General features: G+C 46.6%; 18 protein-coding genes. 15 read left to right on the plus strand and 3 right to left on the minus strand.

The genetic code is table 11. The features are described from left to right. Positions 1-142 precede the first annotated feature (142 nt). Complete coding sequence (locus tag NSB28_RS05600; RefSeq protein WP_109625580.1) at positions 143-328, plus strand: hypothetical protein; 186 nt, start codon at positions 143-145, stop codon at positions 326-328. Between the two features lie 13 nt (positions 329-341). Further along, positions 342-590 carry a spore coat protein gene (locus NSB28_RS05605; protein WP_109625581.1) on the plus strand — a complete coding sequence of 83 codons (249 nt, stop codon included), beginning with the start codon at positions 342-344 and terminating at the stop codon, positions 588-590. A gap of 99 nt (positions 591-689) precedes the next feature. Here NSB28_RS05605 and NSB28_RS05610 read toward each other — a convergent pair whose 3' ends face one another. Next, the gene (locus NSB28_RS05610) at positions 690-2,210 is read right to left on the minus strand and encodes a putative polysaccharide biosynthesis protein (protein WP_109625582.1); all 1,521 of its coding nucleotides are present in this window, start codon (positions 2,208-2,210) and stop codon (positions 690-692) included. Positions 2,211-2,370: 160 nt separating this feature from the next. Between NSB28_RS05610 and NSB28_RS05615 the strand changes: the two genes are divergently transcribed. From NSB28_RS05615 to tpiA, 8 genes are all read left to right on the plus strand, one after another. Further along, the gene (locus tag NSB28_RS05615; RefSeq protein ID WP_109625583.1) at positions 2,371-2,829 is read left to right on the plus strand and encodes an RrF2 family transcriptional regulator; all 459 of its coding nucleotides are present in this window, start codon (positions 2,371-2,373) and stop codon (positions 2,827-2,829) included. 11 nt (positions 2,830-2,840) lie between these two features. Then, positions 2,841-4,028, plus strand: a complete 1,188-nt coding sequence (gene nifS / locus NSB28_RS05620; protein WP_109625584.1) for a cysteine desulfurase NifS — start codon at positions 2,841-2,843, stop codon at positions 4,026-4,028. A 49-nt stretch (positions 4,029-4,077) separates the two neighbouring features. Further along, on the plus strand, positions 4,078-4,521 hold the full coding sequence (gene nifU / locus NSB28_RS05625) for a Fe-S cluster assembly scaffold protein NifU (protein WP_109625585.1): 444 nt from the start codon (positions 4,078-4,080) through the stop codon (positions 4,519-4,521). 45 nt (positions 4,522-4,566) lie between these two features. Then, positions 4,567-5,643 carry a tRNA 2-thiouridine(34) synthase MnmA gene (mnmA, locus tag NSB28_RS05630; protein WP_109625586.1) on the plus strand — a complete coding sequence of 359 codons (1,077 nt, stop codon included), beginning with the start codon at positions 4,567-4,569 and terminating at the stop codon, positions 5,641-5,643. Next, positions 5,640-6,443 carry a histidinol-phosphatase HisJ family protein gene (locus NSB28_RS05635; protein WP_330581469.1) on the plus strand — a complete coding sequence of 268 codons (804 nt, stop codon included), beginning with the start codon at positions 5,640-5,642 and terminating at the stop codon, positions 6,441-6,443. Before mnmA ends, NSB28_RS05635 begins: the two co-directional genes overlap by 4 nt. 244 nt (positions 6,444-6,687) lie before the next feature. Further along, the gene (gene gap / locus NSB28_RS05640; RefSeq protein ID WP_109625587.1) at positions 6,688-7,701 is read left to right on the plus strand and encodes a type I glyceraldehyde-3-phosphate dehydrogenase; all 1,014 of its coding nucleotides are present in this window, start codon (positions 6,688-6,690) and stop codon (positions 7,699-7,701) included. Positions 7,702-7,877: 176 nt separating this feature from the next. Continuing rightward, complete coding sequence (locus NSB28_RS05645) at positions 7,878-9,068, plus strand: phosphoglycerate kinase (protein WP_109625588.1); 1,191 nt, start codon at positions 7,878-7,880, stop codon at positions 9,066-9,068. 54 nt (positions 9,069-9,122) lie between these two features. Further along, positions 9,123-9,872 (plus strand): triose-phosphate isomerase, encoded by a 750-nt coding sequence (gene tpiA, locus NSB28_RS05650; RefSeq protein ID WP_109625589.1) that lies wholly within the window; start codon positions 9,123-9,125, stop codon positions 9,870-9,872. 226 nt (positions 9,873-10,098) lie between these two features. Here the strand turns inward: tpiA and NSB28_RS05655 are convergent, their stop codons facing one another. Both NSB28_RS05655 and NSB28_RS05660 read right to left on the minus strand, forming a co-directional pair. Continuing rightward, positions 10,099-11,847 (minus strand): sensor histidine kinase, encoded by a 1,749-nt coding sequence (locus tag NSB28_RS05655; protein ID WP_187374333.1) that lies wholly within the window; start codon positions 11,845-11,847, stop codon positions 10,099-10,101. 19 nt (positions 11,848-11,866) lie between these two features. Then, the gene (locus tag NSB28_RS05660) at positions 11,867-12,607 is read right to left on the minus strand and encodes a response regulator transcription factor (protein WP_109625591.1); all 741 of its coding nucleotides are present in this window, start codon (positions 12,605-12,607) and stop codon (positions 11,867-11,869) included. Positions 12,608-12,849: 242 nt separating this feature from the next. On the opposite strand from NSB28_RS05660, the gene NSB28_RS05665 reads away from it, so the two are divergent. The 5 genes from NSB28_RS05665 (at position 12,850) to NSB28_RS05685 (ending at position 20,263) form a co-directional block, all read left to right on the plus strand. Then, the gene (locus NSB28_RS05665; protein ID WP_109625592.1) at positions 12,850-14,175 is read left to right on the plus strand and encodes an ABC transporter substrate-binding protein; all 1,326 of its coding nucleotides are present in this window, start codon (positions 12,850-12,852) and stop codon (positions 14,173-14,175) included. Positions 14,176-14,367: 192 nt separating this feature from the next. Next, positions 14,368-15,231, plus strand: coding sequence for a carbohydrate ABC transporter permease (locus tag NSB28_RS05670; RefSeq protein WP_392391500.1), 864 nt, complete (start codon positions 14,368-14,370; stop codon positions 15,229-15,231). Positions 15,232-15,282: 51 nt separating this feature from the next. Next, positions 15,283-16,128, plus strand: a complete 846-nt coding sequence (locus NSB28_RS05675) for a carbohydrate ABC transporter permease (protein ID WP_109625593.1) — start codon at positions 15,283-15,285, stop codon at positions 16,126-16,128. 213 nt (positions 16,129-16,341) lie between these two features. Beyond that, positions 16,342-17,994 carry a glycoside hydrolase family 43 protein gene (locus NSB28_RS05680; protein ID WP_109625703.1) on the plus strand — a complete coding sequence of 551 codons (1,653 nt, stop codon included), beginning with the start codon at positions 16,342-16,344 and terminating at the stop codon, positions 17,992-17,994. Then, entirely contained in the window at positions 17,960-20,263 is a 2,304-nt protein-coding gene (locus NSB28_RS05685; RefSeq protein ID WP_109625594.1) for a glycosyl hydrolase family 95 catalytic domain-containing protein, read from the plus strand. Before NSB28_RS05680 ends, NSB28_RS05685 begins: the two co-directional genes overlap by 35 nt. Positions 20,264-20,287 lie beyond the last annotated feature (24 nt).

Below are 20,287 nucleotides of genomic sequence, written 5' to 3' on the forward strand. Positions count from 1 at the left end.
TATATTAAAAATTTTTGAGTTATACTGTTTTTGGGAATAGAAATTTAGAATAGGAATCCTCCTTTTCTGGCATAATAAGAAAGTAAATTGCTTGGCTAACAGCTTGGCAAATTAAACTTAGCCAGAAAAGGAGGATTTTTTTATGACAGAGATTTCAGAACTGGACTTACAGAACCTTCGTCACCTGATCGGAGGATTTTCCACAACTCACTGTAAAATGCAGGCATATGCACAGCAGGCTACAGACCCGGCAGTTAAGCAGTTTTTCCAGAAGTCTGCACAGTCATCAATGGAAACAAAGCAGCAGCTGATGCAGTTCTTACAATAGGAGGGATATGAAAATGGACGAAAAAACAATGGTTTCAGACACACTTGCAAGCATTAACAGTGAACTTGGACGTTATGCAGAGATGATCACTCAGACTGAGAACCCACAGCTGAAGCAGACACTCAAACAGATCCGTAACCAGTGTGAGATGTCTCAGGAAGAGGTATACCAGATCGCCAGAAGCAAACAGTACTATGTACCGGCAGCAAAGGCTACAGCAGAAGAAGTGGCACACGTGCGTTCAATTCTGACTCAGGGCTGATAGAAGATACAGAGAAGCATTTTTGAGAAAATGAAAAATATGCCGCCGCAGAACAGCAGGAATGCATTCAGCGGCGGTATTTATTTTATATAAAGTAGTTTAACCGGCAGCAGCCTTTTTCCTGGTAAGCCAGAGCAGAGCTATGTATGCAGAGCTCATTACTAAAACAAGAAGGATGAGGCTGAGAAGAGAAGGAAGGACAATGCCGGATTTTTCAAGGACAAAGCTTGTAAAAAATGAGATCCCGATTCCTGTTAAGAGTATCAGGGAGGGTTTCAGGAGCCATTCAGCTGCATTAAAGGTGAAGGGAATCTCCTTAAACAGTGAGTGCGCTGATAAAAACGCTGTAAACAGCTGGCTTGCGAGAACACCCCACAAGTATCCTGTGATACCGGCAGCCGGGATGACAAACCATACGAATATGATCCGGATCCCCAGCCCGGCCATGCTCTGAAAGAAAGTGGTGGATGTCTTTCCAAGGCCATTGAGTATGCTGGTCAATGTAGCGTTTAAATACATAAAAGGACAGATCCACCCCAGTATACGTATAAAACTGCAGGACATCTCATTGTTATAAAGCACCATGCCGATGTCACTCCCGAAGGTGACAAATATACCGGTAAACAGGATACCAAGTATAAGGCTGTATTTTATGGTGGCCTGTATTGTCTGGGCGATCCTGGATCTGTTTCCCGTGGCCTGTGCCTCGCTCACTGTGGGAAGAAGGACGATGGACACGGAGCTGGTGATGGCTGACGGGAAGAGGATCAGTGGCATTGCCATTCCGGTCAGGACGCCGTACACACTCAGGGAGGAAGAAGTATCCAGGCCAAACAGCCTGAGCCTGAGGGGGATACAGATGGCTTCTATACTCTGGAGCACATTGATGAGCACACGGTTTGCTGTAAGAGGAGCAGACAGAGCCAGTATGCTTTTGATATTTTTTATCCAGGATACTCTGCCCAGGGAGGACAGCTTTTCCTTGCCGAAGTGTATCAGGATAGCTGTTCCGGCAAAGAGGAAGGAGGTGATCTCCTCCATGACCATGCCGATGATCGCAATAATGGGAGTCACGGCCATTCCTTTTTCCAGCAGGATCAGATACAGCAGATAGGCAGAACCCACACGGACCAGCTGCTCCACCAGCTGTGAGACGGCAGGGATCTCTGTCCTTCTTATGCCGTAATAGTAACCGTTGATGCAGGCGTGAACGCTGCCAAACGGAAGGGCGAAGGAGAGCAGCTGGATAAGAGGGATGCAGCGCTCTTCTTTGAGGAGGGATGCGGCTATGAAGCCTGCATTGTGATACATGACCTGGCATATGATGAGGGACAGGCCAAGGGCGAAGATGAGGCCTGAGAGGAAGATGCTCTTTGCTCCCTTTTTGTCACCCACGGCAACTTTGCCTGCCACAAAACGTGAGAGGGCGGTCTGGATACCGGCGGCGGTCAGGGAAAAGGCCATAGAGTATACAGGCACCACCAGCTGGTAGATGCCCATGCCCTCTGCACCTATCGTGTGGGATAAGAATACTCTATAAAAGAAACCTATGAAACGGGTGAGCAGACCTGCCAGAGTCAAAATAAAGGCTCCCCGTATAATTACGTGTTTTTGACCCATTGTGCACCTTAAAACAATCTTTTTTTTAATATATTCAATGGAAGTGCTTGACAGAACTTCATACCGGTGATATATTCAAAACAGAAATCCCAGTAAAACACTCGGATTTGCAGTTGGAAATTAAAATGTCCTGATAAATATAGAAAGAGCAGGTGATTGGATGAAGCTGTCTACGAAGGGAAGATATGGACTCCGCGCTATGATAGACCTTGCTGTCTGCAGTGAAGAGGAGGCTGTTTCCATAAGCAGTATCTCATCCAGGCAGAATATATCTGAGAGCTATCTGGAACAGCTGGTGGCTAAGCTGCGCAAGGCCGGGCTGGTAGTCAGCATCAGGGGCGCCCAGGGCGGATATAAGCTGGCCAGGGATGCTTCTGAGATCTCTGTGGGAGATATTCTGCGTGCCCTGGAGGGCAATCTGGATGCTGTAGAATGCCCGGGTCTGAAGGCTGAGAATGGATGCCAGGGAGCTGACGTGTGTGTGACTAAATATGTCTGGCAGCGGATCAATGAGAGCATTACAGAAGCAGTAGATGACATAAAACTGCAGCAGCTTGTAGAAGAAAGCAAGAAAGCAAATAAGAAAGGCCAGCCTAACCATGCAGGCTGTGAGAACTAGGAGGGTAAAAAATGTCAAAAAAATTAATATATCTTGATAATGCGGCAACGACGAAAACGGCGCCGGAGGTAGTGGAGGCCATGCTGCCTTACTTTACAGAGAATTACGGAAATCCTTCAAGTGTTTATGAGTTTGCCGGAATCAGTAAAAAGGCAGTGACAGAGAGCCGTGAGATCATAGCAGGCGCTCTGGGGGCTGACCAGTCTGAGATTTATTTTACAGCCGGCGGCAGTGAGGCGGACAACTGGGCTTTAAAAGCGGCAGCTGAAGCATATAAGAGCAAAGGACGCCACATCATTACAACGAAGATAGAGCATCATGCGATCCTGCATACATGTGAATATCTGGAGAAGCAGGGCTATGAAGTGACATATCTGGATGTGGATGAGACAGGTATCGTGAAGATGGATCAGTTAAAGAAGGCTGTCAGGCCGGATACGATCCTCATTTCAGTAATGTTTGCAAATAATGAGATAGGTACTGTCCAGCCGGTTAAAGAGATCGGTGAGATAGCAAAGGAGAAGGGGATCCTTTTCCATACTGATGCCGTACAGGCCTTCGGACAGCTGCCCATCAATGTGGATGAATATCACATTGACATGCTCAGCTCCAGCGCCCATAAGCTGAATGGGCCAAAGGGCATCGGATTTTTATATATCCGCAAGGGTGTAAAAATACGTTCCTTTGTACACGGGGGAGCACAGGAGAGAAAACGCCGGGCGGGAACAGAGAATGTGCCCGGGATCGTGGGCTTCGGAGCGGCTGTGAAACGTGCCATGGAGACAATGGAGGAGCGTACACGGAAAGAACAAGAGCTGCGTGACCATCTGATAGACAGGGTGTTAAAAGAAGTGCCGTATGTAAGGCTGAACGGGCACAGGACTAAGAGACTACCCAATAATACAAATTTCAGCTTCCAGTTCATAGAAGGTGAATCCCTTCTGATCATGCTGGATATGGAAGGTATCTGCGGTTCCAGCGGCTCCGCGTGCACATCAGGTTCTCTTGACCCGTCACATGTGCTTTTGGCCATAGGGCTGCCCCATGAGATCGCCCACGGGTCACTGAGGCTTACTCTCAGCGATGAGACAACCATGGAGGATATTGACTATACAGTAGAGGCGATCAAGAAAATAGTGGAAAGGCTGCGCAGCATGTCACCGCTCTATGAGGATTTTATTAAAAAATCTGCAAGGTGATCAGGACTGCAAAAATATATCTAATATAAAAATACGGAGGAAATTATATATGTACAGTGAAAAAGTAATGGAACATTTTCAGCATCCAAGAAACGTAGGTGAGATAGAGGACGCCAGCGGCGTAGGAACAGTAGGCAACGCCAAGTGCGGAGATATCATGAGGATATATCTGGATATCGATGAAAACCAGATCATCAGGGACGTGAAATTTAAGACCTTCGGCTGCGGGGCGGCAGTTGCCACAAGCAGTATGGCTACAGAGCTTGTAAAGGGAAAGAATATCCAGGAAGCGATGCAGATCACAAATAAGGCAGTTATGGAGGCGCTGGACGGGCTTCCGCCTGTAAAGGTCCACTGTTCACTTCTGGCTGAGGAGGCTATCCATGCAGCTCTCTGGGACTATGCCGAGAAGAACGGCATCAAGATCGAGGGCCTGGAAAAACCAAAGTCTGACATCCATGAGGGAGAAGAGGACGAAGCTGAAGAATATTAATGTTACTGTTTCAGAGTGAACAGCAGCATATTGACAGAGGTTAAAATGGAAAAAAAGAAAGTAGTGGTAGGCATGTCAGGAGGAGTGGATTCCTCCGTGGCTGCCTGGCTTTTGAAAGAACAGGGATATGATGTCATTGGAGTCACGATGCAGATATGGCAGGACGAAGACCGTGAAGCAGTGGAAGAGAACGGCGGATGCTGCGGCCTGAGTGCTGTGGAGGATGCCAGGAGAGTGGCGGGTCAGCTTGACATTCCTTATTATGTGATGAATTTTAAAGCAGAATTTAAAAAAAATGTCATGGACTACTTTGCAGCAGAATATGCCAGAGGAAGGACGCCGAATCCCTGTATCGCATGCAACCGCTATGTGAAATGGGAATCACTTTTAAAGCGCAGCATGGACATAGGCGCGGATTATATAGCTACAGGACATTACGCCAGGATCGCAAGGCTGGAAAACGGCAGATATGCCCTGGAGAAGTCTGCGACAGCTTCCAAGGACCAGACATATGCCCTGTATAATCTGACGCAGTACCAGCTATCCCATACACTTATGCCTGTGGGTGAGTATACAAAGGATGAGATACGCTCCATAGCTGACAGGCTGGGCCTGAATGTGGCACATAAGCCCGACAGCCAGGAGATCTGCTTTGTTCCTGACAAAGATTATGCCAGGTTTATTGATGAGAATTATGGACTGAAATGTCCTGAGGGAAATTTTGTGACAACAGGCGGTGAGGTTATTGGCCGCCATAAAGGAATCACACACTATACTATAGGCCAGAGAAAAGGACTTAATCTGGCTATGGGACATCCTGTATTTGTAACAGAGATACGCCCTGATACAAATGAAGTTGTGATCGGAGAAAATGAAGACGTTTTTGGAAATGTGCTTTATGCAGGCCATCTGAATTTTATGGCTGTGGAGGACTTGGATGGCGAGAAAGAGGTCGTGGCAAAGATCCGTTATAACCACAAAGGCTCCCCATGTGTAATCACAAGGACAGGGGAAGATGAAGTGAAGTGTACGTTCCCGGAACCAGTCAGGGCTATTACTCCCGGACAGGCTGTTGTCTTCTATGATGGAGATTACGTGCTGGGAGGAGGGACGATCCTGTGATAACAGCTGATTACCATATCCACACCTCACTCTCGGAGGATTCCACAGCCCCGATGGAAGAGATGATCGAGCAGGGGATCCGTGCAGGACTGACTGTCATGTGTTTTACGGAACATATGGACAAGGATTATCCTGGCGGGGGAGCCGGTTACTTTGAAGTAGACACTAAGGCCTACAGGGAAAGATTTCTGGAATGCCGGGCAAAGTATGCGGACAGGATCGAGCTGCTCTTTGGCATTGAGCTGGGGCTTTCTCCTGACCTGGCCCAGTGGCAGAGAGAGTATACAGAGTCCTGGCCCTTTGATTTTGTGATAGGTTCGTCCCACCTTGTGCATGGGGAGGACCCATATTATCCGGAGTTTTATAAAGACGGAGAGGATGAGGGGTACAGGCGGTATTTTGAATCAGTCAGGGAAAACCTGGAGGCTTTTTCAGGTATTGATACATACGGCCATATTGATTATGTGGTCAGGTACGGCCCTGAGAAGAATAAAAATTATACATATGAGAAATACCGCAGCGAAATAGACAGTATCCTGACAGCCCTGATTGATAAAAAGATAGCATTGGAAGTGAATACCGGCGGATATAAATATGGATTAGGTGAACCAAATCCTGCAGCGGAAGTGATAAAGCGCTACAGAGAGTTGGGAGGAAGCCTTATCACGGTGGGGTCTGATGCCCATGAACCGCAGTATCTGGCTTATGAGTTTGAAAGGGCCGGGGAGGTGCTTCGGGCCTGCGGATTCGGGTATTACACACAATTCCGGGGCAGAGTGCCGGTGCAGGTGAGATTTTAGAGTAATTAGTGCTGATTTTCAGCGTTTAAAAGGTACAATAGTTATAAATATGTAAAAGAAGAATAAAATTTGAAATTTTACTTGAATTTTCATGGTAAATTAGGTAGAATATGACGTAGAGTGACAGGCAGTCATCTGCGTGTAACTATGGATTGATTATTCTTTAACAATCTTGTGCAACTCAATAATAGCCTGATGCCAGTCACCAGGTTAAAATATTTTATTTCTAGGAGGAATTAAAATCATGGCAGTAAAAGTAGCAATCAATGGTTTTGGACGTATTGGACGTCTTGCATTCAGACAGATGTTTGGCGCAGAAGGATATGAAGTTGTTGCAATCAACGACTTAACATCTCCGAAAATGTTAGCACACTTATTAAAATATGATTCATCTCAGGGAAAATATGCACTTGCTGATAAAGTTGAAGCTGGTGAAGATTCTATCACTGTTGATGGACAGACAATCAAGATCTACGCTGAACCAGACGCTAACAATTGCCCATGGGGTGAGCTTGGTGTAGACGTAGTTCTGGAGTGCTCAGGATTCTACACATCCAAAGCTAAAGCTCAGGCTCATATCAATGCAGGCGCTCGTAAAGTTGTTATTTCTGCTCCGGCTGGAAATGATCTTCCTACAATCGTTTACAATGTTAACCATGAAGTATTAAAAGCAGAAGACACAATCATCTCTGCAGCTTCCTGTACAACAAACTGCTTAGCTCCTATGGCAAAAGCATTAAACGATTTAGCTCCTATCAAGAGCGGTATCATGTGCACAATCCATGCTTACACAGGCGATCAGATGACTCTGGACGGACCTCAGAGAAAAGGTGATTTAAGAAGATCACGTGCAGCAGCTGTTAATATCGTTCCTAACAGCACAGGCGCAGCTAAAGCTATCGGCCTTGTTATTCCGGAATTAAACGGAAAACTGATCGGTTCTGCTCAGCGTGTACCGACCCCGACAGGATCAACAACAATCTTAACAGCAGTTGTAGAAGGAAGCGTAACAGTTGACCAGATCAACGCAGCTATGAAAGCAGCAGCTAATGAATCCTTCGGATACAACACAGATGAAATCGTATCCAGCGATATCGTTGGTATGAGATTCGGTTCTCTGTTCGATGCTACACAGACAATGGTTCTGCCTCTGGACAACGGAACAACAGAAGTACAGGTAATTTCCTGGTATGACAATGAAAATTCCTATACAAGCCAGATGGTTCGTACAATCAAATACTTCTCTGAATTAGCATAATTTAAATTTCGAACGAACATAGAGTTTAGCAAGATCCAAAAGGGTCCGGTCGCGTTGGGCCGGGCCCTTTTAATGAAGCGCTGCTTTATTAAAAGGGCGTTCCGGGCAGGATGCACAAGCTGGCCGGAGCGGTATCAGTAGATTTGCAACTATTTAAATTTGAGGAGATATATAAGATGCTTAATAAAAAATCAGTTGATGATATCAATGTAAAAGGAAAACGTGTTTTAGTAAGATGTGATTTTAATGTACCGCTGCAGGAAGGCAAGATTACAGATGAGAACCGTCTCGTGGCAGCTCTTCCTACAATCAAGAAATTGCTCGCTGACGGCGGAAGAGTTATCCTCTGCTCTCATCTTGGAAAGCCGAAGGGAGAGCCAAAGCCAGAGCTTTCACTGGCGCCTGTTGCAGCACGCTTAAGCGAACTGCTGGGACAGGAAGTTAAGTTTGCAGCTGATCCGGAAGTAGTAGGACCTAATGCAAAAGCAGCTGTAGAGGCTATGAAGGACGGAGAAGTTATTCTTCTTGAAAATACACGTTACAGAGCAGAAGAGACTAAGAACGGCGAAGCGTTCAGCAAAGAGCTGGCTTCTCTCTGCGATGTATTTGTCAATGACGCATTTGGAACAGCCCACAGGGCACATTGCTCCAATGTAGGCGTTACACAGTATGTGGACACAGCAGTAGTCGGATACCTGATGCAGAAAGAAATCGATTTCCTTGGAAATGCCGTAAATAATCCTGAGAGACCATTTGTGGCTATCCTGGGAGGATCTAAGGTTTCTTCCAAGATCTCCGTGATCAATAACCTGCTTGACAAAGTAGACACTCTGATCATCGGCGGAGGAATGTGCTTTACCTTTGCCAAGGCAGCAGGCATGGAAATCGGTAAATCCTTATGTGAGGATGAATATCTGGAGTACTCTAAAGAGATGGTTGAGAAGGCAAAGGAAAAAGGAGTTAAGCTTTTACTGCCTGTAGATTATCTGGCAGCAAAAGAGTTCTCAAATGATGCACCGTTCCGCGCAGTAGAAGGCAGCCTGGAGGCAGATGAGATGGGACTGGATATCGGACCGAAATCAGCTGCTATGTTCGCAGATGCTGTAAAAGATGCAAAGACTGTAGTATGGAACGGACCTATGGGCTGCTTCGAGATGTCCAATTTCGCAGGCGGCACAGTTGCAGTAGCAAAGGCTTTGGCTGAAATCGATGCTACAACCATCATCGGCGGAGGAGATTCCGCAGCAGCTGTTAACCAGTTAGGTTTTGGCGACAAGATGACACATATCTCAACAGGCGGCGGCGCTTCACTGGAATTCCTTGAAGGAAAAGAGCTTCCGGGCGTGGCAGCAGCAAACGATAAGTAAACCTGGAGCACTTAGCCATTGGCAAGCCGAAAAATAAAATATTAGGAGAATAGTATCATGAGAAAAAAAATTATAGCTGGAAACTGGAAGATGAACATGACTCCGTCTGAGTCAGTTGCATTAGTAAATGAATTAAAGCCGTTAGTAGCAAATGAAGAAGTGGATGTAGTGTTCTGTGTCCCTGCTATTGACATCATTCCTGTTGTGGAGGCTGCAAAAGGCTCTAACATCCAGGTTGGCGCTGAAAATATGTACTACGAAGAAAAAGGCGCTTATACAGGAGAAATCTCTCCGGCAATGCTCACAGATGCAGGCGTAAAGTATGTAGTTCTTGGACATTCTGAGAGAAGAGAATATTTTGCAGAGACAAACGAGACTGTAAATAAGAAAATGCTGAAAGCTTTTGAGCATGGTATCACACCGATCATGTGCTGCGGCGAAACTCTGGAGCAGAGAGAGCAGGGCGTGACAATGGACTTCATCCGCCAGCAGGTTAAGGTAGGATTCATGGGAGTTACAGCTGACCAGGCTAAGACGGCAGTTATCGCTTATGAGCCGATCTGGGCTATCGGAACAGGAAAGACAGCTACAACAGAGCAGGCTCAGGAAGTATGTAAGGGTATCCGCGAGTGTATCGCTGAAGTATATGATGAGGCTACAGCAGAAGCTATCCGTATCCAGTATGGCGGATCTGTAAATGCTGCTACAGCTCCGGAACTGTTTGCACAGCCTGATATCGACGGCGGCCTTGTAGGCGGAGCTTCTCTGAAACCAGATTTCGGAAAGATCGTAAATTATAAATAATTGATAGTGATTGGGCTGTGAACCAGCCTGATGACAGGGGATGCTGCTTTTTGCGGCATCCCTTTTTGTCGGCGGTTATATCATCTGCTTTGAGTCATCGAAGATAAATTACTTGACTGCCCGCAAAAATAGTCGTATTATGGATACGAAACACATAATCCCTCTTCGGGAAATTTGAGCTCCGTATATCCTCTTTCGTAAAAGGGCCTGGGATATGCGGAGCTCTTTATGGCATGGGGATCTTAAAGGTGACACAGGTGCCCATCCCCTTTTTGCTCTGAATGTGCAGCGAGCTTTCCGGGCCATATTTGAGCAGCAGACGGCGGTTGATATTGGTCAGTCCGATGTTCTGGCTGCTTTCATCCAGAATGCGGCTGTACACTTCTTTGATTTCCGGCCTGGTCAGGCCGATGCCATTATCAATGACTGTAAAATGTGCCCATCCCTTTCTGCTGCAGGCCCGGACCTTGATGCAGCCTGTAGACTCAAGGGGAGCGACGCCGTGGCTCAGGCTGTTTTCTACAAGGGGCTGTAGCATCAGCCTGAATACAGAGAAATCCAGCAGATCTTCTTCTATTTCATAGTAAATGATAAATTTGTCACCAAGCCGCTGTTTCTGGATGTCCGCATACTTTTTTAAATAATCCAGTTCATTCTTAAGCAGTACGGGCTTGACAGGATCTTCCAGGGAATATTTCAGGATGTCAGAGAGATTCTGTATCATCCTGTTCAGTGTGGAAGGCCCGCCAGATATTCTTAAGGCCTCAAAATCAAGGGCCTGCAGGGTGTTGAATAAAAAGTGCGGGTTGATCTGCAGCTGAAGGGAGGCCATTTCAGTGAGCTCCTGCTTGTACTGTTTTTCTGCCAGCTGATGCTTCAGATAGCTGGAATTTAAGAAAACAGCAATTACATTATTTAATATCACATCGTATTCGTCATTCACTTCTGTCTCTTTTTTCTTCGGTATATTCCCCTTTTCTGCTTCATCAAATGTCTGGATGATATCATCTATCTGCTGGAAATTCCGTTTTGTGACAAAGTATGCCAGAAGAAGAGAGATCACACAGTTGGAAATGACTGCTCCGGCCAGCACCAGGAAGGTGGGCAGAAGCTGGGAGGCTATACGTCCAAAGGGGACAAGGGAGAGAAAAGTGACCCCGTATTTCCCGGCGGTGAGAGATTGGAGAAGATAACTTTTTCCCTCAATACTGACCCATTTAGGATCAGAAGGGCCGGGGGAATATAAAAATGCAGAATCCTTATATTCAGCAAGAGAATCTTTTATGGGAGAGCCTGCGTCATTGCTGCACAGAGGCAGCCCCTCTTCATCCATGAGGAACAGCAGATTGCCGTCTGAGCCGGCATTTGTGAGTACTGTCTCAAAATTTTTGATATTAATATTTACCACGATGACGCCTTTTATATTTGACATCCGCTGGAACATAGTCATGTATTTTTTCGGTTCTGCGTATGTGTATTCCTGAAATTCCCTTTTCTGGATCCACATGCGGCTGTCCAGGTCAGCTGTCTCATACATCTCATACCAGCCCTCATCCTTTGTTGTATTTAGATCTGCGATCCCGTCAGACGAGGAGAAGTAGCTGTCATAACCATCCAGGTAGAGGTAGATGGAATCAATGTAAGAGTGGGCTTGGGCGATAGCGCTTAGAGAAGTCTTTACACTGTTCAGGAAAATGACGTCAGTATACTCGAAGGTATTATGGCGGAGCAGCTTTTCAAGCGACAGGACAAGACGTGGGTTATAAGTCAGCAGTTCATACTGGTAAGCTGAGGTGCCAAGGACAATGTCCAGATTATCATTTATAATAGAGAGCGAATTTGCAGATTTCTGAGTAATGGAGTCCTTGCTGCCAATGTAAATGAATACTGTGGACAGGCAGAAGAGGATCATGATCGGGATGAGCATAATAAGGAAAAAGGATTTGCACCTTTTCAAAAAGAATTTTTTCATCATATGAGTGTTCCTGCCTTTTCTAATGTAGATATTTGTCCCGGAATTCCCTGGGTGAGATCTTATAATACTGCTTAAAGGCTCTGGAAAAATTTTTGGGATTGTCGTAGCCGATGCGGTAGGCAATCTCATAGTGTTTATAGGAAATATCACACAGCAGCTCAGCGGCTTTCTTCATCCTGAGCTCATTTAAATATTCAGAAAAACCCACATGGGCTTTTTCTTTAAATATCTTTGAAAGATAATTCGGACTTAAATTGACCCTGGATGCAGCTTCCTCCAGGGTGGCATTCTGGTAATTTTCCTGAAGGTAGCTGCAGATTTCAGAAATAATTTTCCCATAATAGGAAGAGGTGCCGCCGTGGACCTGGGTGTCTACATGATGCCTCTCATCCAGGATCTGGCGGATCCTTTCGAAGCAGGTGTAGAGATCCTCATATTTTATAGGCTTGAGCAGATAGTCAGAGGCATGATTGAGGATGGCAGTGTGCATGTAAGAAAAATCCTGATATCCTGTCAGAAAGACAAAGGGCAGATCAGGATAATCGCTGGCCAGATGCCTGCTCAGATCGATGCCGGACATGACAGGCATACGGATATCGGTGAGCACCACATCCACATTGTGGGATTTGATATATTCCAGGGCCTGAAGACCATTTGCGAACTGCCCTGTGACCTGGTATCCGTTCTGCTCCCAGGGAAACAGGTTTACGAGGCCCTCTCTGATTTTGATCTCATCGTCTACAATAATAAGTGAATACATAAATTTCTCTCCTTCGGAATTCAGAATTGCAAGAAAAGCTGCTGTTCATATTATACTATAAAAAAGACCGTGTTAACATGAGAGAAGAAGGAAAGCGTAAAAAATGAAGAAAGATTGTAAAAAATGTGGACGGTAAGATTTACAGAGTAAGAAATGAAGAAAAATGATAATTCAAAGGATTGGAAAATATGGGGTTTCCGGATAAAATCAAATCATAAAAAACAAACGGGAGGTAATAAGAAATGAAAAAGAAAAGTGTAATGGCAGCCAGCCTGGCGGTAATGCTTGCAGGTTCCGTATTTATGGGGGGTGCAGGAAGTGTTGCAAAAGCAGCAGACAGTGCAGAGGATAAAGAACCTGTGACCTTAAGGTTCAGCTGGTGGGGCGGCGATGAGAGAAATGAAGCGACGCTCCAGGTGATCGATAACTTTGAAAAGGAATACCCGTGGATCACTATTGAGCCTGAATTCGGGGGCGACCAGGGATACTTAGAAAAGCTTTCCACATCTCTGGCAGGGGGCCAGGCTGCTGATATCATCCAGAATGGACCGGGATGGATGCCAAGCTTTATGAGCAAGGGAGATTTCTTTATTGATTTTAATGAGTATAAGGACAATATCGATCTGTCTGGATTTTCAGAGGAATATCTGGAAAATACATGTACATACAATGACAAGCTTGTGGGCCTGCCCAGCGGAATAGGGACAACGGCACTGCTGGTAAATAAGACCCTGGCAGATGAGATCGGACTGGACTTTTCAGGTGATGTTACATGGGAAGGCCTGACAGAGATGGGTAAGAAGGTGCAGGAATACAACAGTGACATGTATCTTCTGAATATAGATACCAGCTTCCTGGTAACAAATGTATTCCGCCCATACATCATGCAGATAACAGGTACACCGTTTGTAAATGATGAGACTAAGAGCCTGAGCTGCTCAGAGGAAGAGCTGACACAGGTACTGTCATATATCAGATCACTCTATGATGACAGGGTGGTGCAGCCGGCAGGCGAGACAGCTTCTTTTGAGGGCGCTCCCCAGACTAACCCGAAATGGATCAATGGTGAATGTGTCGCTGTTATGACAAATGCATCCCAGATCAATAATCTCACAAGCGCAAATGAAGATGCAGAATACATGGTTGTGTCCATGCCTGAGATGCAGGATAAAGAAGCACAGAAAAATGAAGGATATTATGCAAATCCTCCGCAGCTCATGTGTGTAAATAAATCAAGTGAGCACATTGAAGAAGCAGTCATGTTCCTGGATTATTTCTTCAACAATGAGGAAGCAGCAGCTATCTTAAAAGATCTCCGCTCAGTGCCGCCTACAGAAAGCGCCCGTCAGATCTGCGAGGAGAAAGGACTTATCAGCAGTCTGGTAACAACAGCAGTAAATCTGGGGCTGGAGAAGAATGGAATCAATGAGATGGGACTGACTACAGACTCTGAAGTTGAGGCAGTGATCAAGACCATGATCGAGAGTGTAAGCTTTGGTGAGAGCACACCGGAAGAAGCGTGCGAAAGCGGTATAGACATGCTGGAGAATATCCTCTCTGAAAAGTAATACACCTTACGTGCTTTACACGATAATGTTTAGGTTTTAAAACGGGCTGTTATAAAGTAAATGGAAACAGATCCTCTGCTTTATAGCAGCCTTTTTCTGCCCCGGCACGGAAGCGCCTGGAGGCATAAAAAGGAAAGGCGGAAGAATATGAAAAAGAAAACGAAAGTGAAGAAATACCGCAGGATCGACTATATGGGGCTTGTTTATATAGCGCCGTGGCTGCTGGGATTCCTGCTGCTGCAGCTGTATCCATTTTTAAGCTCCCTGTTTTATTCATTTACGGATTACCAGTTTTTTAATGAGCCATCATTTGTAGGCCTGAAGAATTACATCAAACTCTTTACGACAGATCCGGAATTCTATAATTCACTGAAGGTGACAATTGTCTATACCCTCTATACTGTTCCCGGAAAACTTATGATGGCATTGTTTATCGCTGTGCTGCTGAATAAGAACATAAAAAGGATCGGCCTTATCCGCACAATTTACTATCTGCCGTCGCTTTTTGGAGGCAGCGTTGCCGTAGCTATACTATGGAAACTTCTGTTTATGGATGACGGAGCTATCAATAACATTCTCTTAACCCTTCATCTGCCCAAGGTACAGTGGCTGGGCAATTCATCCACAGCCCTCATGACCATCTGTCTTCTGGAGATCTGGCAGTTTGGGTCTTCTATGGTAATGTTCCTGGCGGCTTTAAAACAGGTGCCTGCATCCCTCTATGAGGCGGCTTCCCTAGACGGGGCGGGAAAGGTCAAGAGTTTCTTTCATATCACCCTGCCGCAGATATCACCGATCATCTTCTTTAATATTATTATGCAGACCATCACGGCGCTGCAGAACTTTACATCCTCCTTTGTAGTGACAGGAGGAGGGCCGAACAAAGGGACATATGTACTTGGCATGAAGCTTTATACTGACGCCTTTACTTATTTTAAAATGGGATACGCCAGCGCCACATCCTGGGTGATTTTCGGGCTGATCCTCGTTGTCACGCTGCTGCTTTTCAGATTTTCATCAGGCAAGGTGTACTATGAAGACGGCGGAGATTTTTAAGTAAAGGTCAGGGAGAAAACAGAATGGCCTTAAAAATAGAAGGAGGATATCATGGGAAAACGAAAAAAGAGATTAAACAAGATTATTTTATACATAGTGATCGCTGCAGTGGGAGTTGTGATGGTATATCCTGTCATCTGGATGTTTCTGGCAGCGTTCAAGACAAACAGTGAGATCTTCGGATCTCTGAAGCTGCTGCCTGGTTCCTGGAGCCCGGATGCATTTATAAAGGGGTGGCAGGGAACAGGAAAATATACTTTTGGGAAATATTTTATTAACACATTTCTGATCGTAGTTCCGACCACCTTATTTACAGTAGGCTCCTGTGCATTGGTAGCTTACGGGTTTGCAAGATTTAAATTTCCGGGGAAAAAGTTTTTATTCGCTGTCCTGATAGCCACGCTGATGCTGCCAAATACAGTGATCATCATACCCAGATATACACTTTTTAATAAATTTGGCTGGCTCAATACTTATCTGCCCTTTTATGTGCCTGCTCTGCTGGCCTGCTTTCCATTTTTCATTTATATGCTTCTCCAGTTTATGAGAGGAATCCCCAGAGAGCTGGATGAATCGGCATATATAGACGGATGCGGCACATTCAGGACGTTCAGGAGCATACTCTTTCCTCTGCTCAAGCCGGCAATGTTTTCAGCAGGGCTGTTCCAGTTCCTCTGGACATATAACGATTTCTTCAATTCACTGATCTATATCAACAGCGTGGATAAATATCCCCTTTCGCTGGCGCTTCGCACAGCGATAGATTCAGACGCAAATGTGCAGTGGGGGCAGATCATGGCTATGGCTTTCGTCTCAGTGCTGCCTCTGATCATTCTGTTCTTTGTGGCACAGAAATATTTTGTAGAAGGGATAGCTACAAGCGGACTGAAGGGCTGATGCCGCAATGGTTACAGTTCAGCCATCTGCCATTCGGCAGCCGTCTGACCTATAACAACGCTCCGCGATGCACACAAAATGCTGTAAACAGCATTTTGGCGCTGCAGCTCTCGGGATTTTCGTGCATTATGCACGAAAACACCTCGCGGAACAGTGGAAGGCTGAACTGTTACCGGCAATGACCAGAAAGATAATGGAGGAGATATGACAGAGATGGATAAATATAAGGGGGCTGTGGCCAGGACAGCCCATGATTTATGGAAGGCGGATACAGGAGAAGGCAGCTACAGAAATCCTGTGCTCTTTGCAGATTACAGTGATCCTGATGTGATCAGGGTGGGGGAGGATTTTTTTATGATAGCTTCCAGTTTTACTTATCTGCCGGGGATACCGCTGCTTCATTCTAAGGACTTGGTGCACTGGAGCCTTGTAAATTACTGTGTGAGGCATCTGCCATTTTCCAGGTATGAAGTGCCTGCCCACGGAAGCGGTACATGGGCGCCGTCCATCAGGTACCACAAAGGCTGGTTCTATGTATTCGTTCCCCTGCCTGACGAAGGGATCTTTGTAACTAAGACAAGAGATCCATTTGGACAGTGGTCTCCCATAAAAGCGCTCAGGCATGTGAAGGGGTGGATAGACCCGTGTCCGTTCTGGGATGATGACGGAAAGGCTTATATGGCATTTGCATATGCGAAGAGCCGCTGCGGGATAAAGCATAAGATTTCTATATGTGAGATGTCGCCGGATGCACAGGAATTAATCTCAGAGCCCGTGACTGTCTTTGAGGGGGTACAGACGAATCCCACCATAGAGGGGCCAAAGCTGTATAAGAGAGATGGGTACTACTACATATTCGCCCCGGCAGGCGGAGTGGAAAATGGCTGGCAGACAGTACTGCGGTCAGAAAATATATACGGACCCTATGATTACAGGATTGTCATGCACCAGGGAAATACAGATATTAATGGGCCTCATCAGGGAGGATATATAGAGATGGAAGATGAGGCAGGATATTTCCTGCATTTCCAGGACAGAGGACCTTACGGAAGGATCTGCCACCTGCAGCCGGTGAGCTGGGCACAGGGATGGCCCTTTATAGGTCAGGAGCAGAACGGTGACGGGATAGGCGAACCAGTGTCAGAATGGGAGATGCCTGTCTGCGGGGAAGCGCTGCAGGACGGCGGCCAGGCAGCCATTCCCGTCAGCGGTAAAGTTCCGCCGGACAGTGACCAGGCAGGCATTCCCATAAGCGATGACTTTGACACGTGTCAGCTGGGGCTTCAGTGGCAGTGGCAGGCGAACCCTGTGGATTCCTGGTATTCCCTTCTGGAACGCCCGGGATATCTGCGGCTGTATACCTTCAGGAATGTGCGCAGGGAAGAAAATCTGCTCTGGTATGCACCCAATGCCTGTAGCCAGCTGCTCCAGGCCCCGGCCTTTGAGGTGACGGTGAAGCTTGAGCTTCATCCCGGAGCAGATGGTGATCTCTGCGGATTTGGGATGATCGGCCATGAGTATTCTTATCTGGGGCTGGCATACAGAAATGAAAAATACTTCCTTGAGCTTAGAACCGGAAAAGTCACAGAGAAGCAGGGAGAAGGGCAGGCGGAGGAGAAAGTGGCCTGGAGTATGGAAGAAGCTTGCAATAAGATTGAAATAGGACTTGATCTCTCGGAGGATGGTACTTACAGTTATTTTGTCTGCGGGGAAAAAACTGATATTCCAGGGAGATTCAGACTCTTTGGAGGGACATGGACAGGAGCCAGGCTGGCGCTTGTGTCACTTAATACGGAAAACAGGCCTTCAGGCGGAGCCGGGGACTTTGAGTATGTGCATTATCGAGCGAAAGAAAGGGGCATTTGAGATGCTGCAGGATTTTATGATTCAGAATGGAAACGGATATGAACTTCCATATCCCGCCGAGCGGTGGGAGGAAGGGACACTGATCGGAAACGGCAGCCAGGGTGCAGTTATCATGGGAGATGCGGAGAATGAGGAGATCATTTTCAGTCATGAGCGCCTGTTTGCACCTGTGGATATAGGCCTGCAGCCTATTCCTATGGCCGGTGAACTGCCATATATCAGAGAGCTTTTAAGTAAAGGAAAATATGGTGATGCCGTCAGGCATATTCTTGATATGTACAGGCAGCAGGAGGGGAGAGAAGATAAAATATGGACAAATCCCTTTATTCCTGGGGCCGTTCTCCATATAGAGACAGCGGGCTGCTGCGGGTACACAGATTATATGAGAAAGCTGGAATTTAGCACAGGGGAAGCCAGGGTGAAATTCAGGAGCGGGAAGACAAATTATGACAGGAAGGCTTTTTATTCCAGAGCAGACGGCTGTATGGCCTTGAGGCTTACGGCGGACAGTCCGGCCTGCTGGAGGATTAAGCTTTCACAGCGCCCCTACAGGAAAGACGGCAGAAAGGTATTAAAACCCATGTTCCCTCAGGAAAATGGAGAGTATTTTCTTCTGCCAAAGGCGGGGGTACAAGACGGCTGGGCCTGGTATCTGTGCGCATATCGCGGCAGAAACAGCGGATATGCTGTGCTGTGCCATGCTTTTTCAGAAGACGGGAAAATCAGGGCTGAGTCAGAAGCATTATGCATCAGCAGTGCAAAAAGCGCCCTTCTGCTGGCTAAGGTGATACCCATAAATGACATGGATAAGGCAGAGCAGATACTGGAAAAAGAGGCTGCTTCTATACAAAGGCTGCTTTGCCGGGAGTACGGGGAGCTGCTGGAAAGACATCTGGAAATACACGGCGAGCGGTTTGGGCGTCTGGAAGTGAAGCTGGACAATAAACATCTGGAGACTATCCTGCATGCAGGGCGCTATGCCATACTGTCATCAAGCGGGGAAATGCCGCCGAATCTGCAGGGGGTATGGACAGGTACTTATGACGGAGGCTGGTCATCTGACTATACTCAGAATGGAAATCTGCAGACTGCGGTCCTGGGACTGCTTCCCAGCGGTGATTTTGAAGGGATGGAGAGTTATTTCAAATATCAGGAATCTCTTATGGAGGATTACCGAAGAAACAGCAGGATACTGTATGGATGCAGAGGGATCCATATCCCGAGCAGGACAAGTGATTCAGGGCTGGACTTCCATTTTGATGAGACATGGCCTATGGTATTCTGGACTGCAGGGGCCGCATGGTGTGCACATTTTTATTATGATTACTGGCTGTATACAGGTGATGACAGGTTCTTTGCAGAGAGGGCTCTGCCATTTATGAAGGAGGCGGCATTGTTCTATGAGGATTATCTCATTGAAGATGAGACCGGGCACTGGGTATTTTCGCCCTCCTATTCTCCGGAAAATACTCCTATGGGGAGGGAAAATGCAGCGTGCTTCAATGCTTCCATGGATATAGCGGCGGCGAAAGAGCTGTTTATGAATCTGATCGTGGGGTGCAGTACACTGGGGATCAATACAGGTGAAATTGAAAAATGGAAAGGTATAATGGCAAAAATGCCGCCGTACAGGATAAACAGCGACGGAGCGCTGAAAGAATGGGCGGCGGACGGCCTTGAGGACAGATACGACCACCGCCACTCTTCACATCTGTATATGCTCTACTATGACCTTCCCTGGTATGAGGACCAGAAAGTGCTGGATGCCTGCAGGCGTGCGTATGAATTGAAGATGGAGCATAAGAAGAAGGAGCAGGGCACTATGGCGTTTGGCCTTGTACAGGCCGGCATGGCAGCAGCCCACCTGGGTGACGCCAGTATGGTTGATGTTATGGTGAAGTCCATGGCAGAAAATAATTATTACAGGACTTATGCTTCCTCACATGACTATGGCCCTGATATATTCAATACAGACATCAGCGGCGGGATGCCTGCCCTTATGCTGGAGGCGGCAGCCCAGTCCTCGCCTGTAATAGACAGCGATATGAAGATATCCGGATATCAAATACGTCTTCTCCCGGCGCTTCCGGAATCGATGAAAAGCGGAAGTGTACGCGGGATGAGGCTGAGAGGCGGCTTCAGCCTTGATATGGAATGGAAGGACGGAGAACTGGGAGAGTATACTCTCACCTGCAAAGCACGGATGCCTGGAAAAGTTCAGGTATGGGATGCCCGCAGGGGGATAAAGTTACCTGTAACGCTTGCCTGAAAGCGGCACTGAGCGTATAATCTT

The organism is Murimonas intestini, assembly GCF_024622195.1.
In the GTDB taxonomy this organism is placed as follows: domain Bacteria; phylum Bacillota; class Clostridia; order Lachnospirales; family Lachnospiraceae; genus Murimonas; species Murimonas intestini.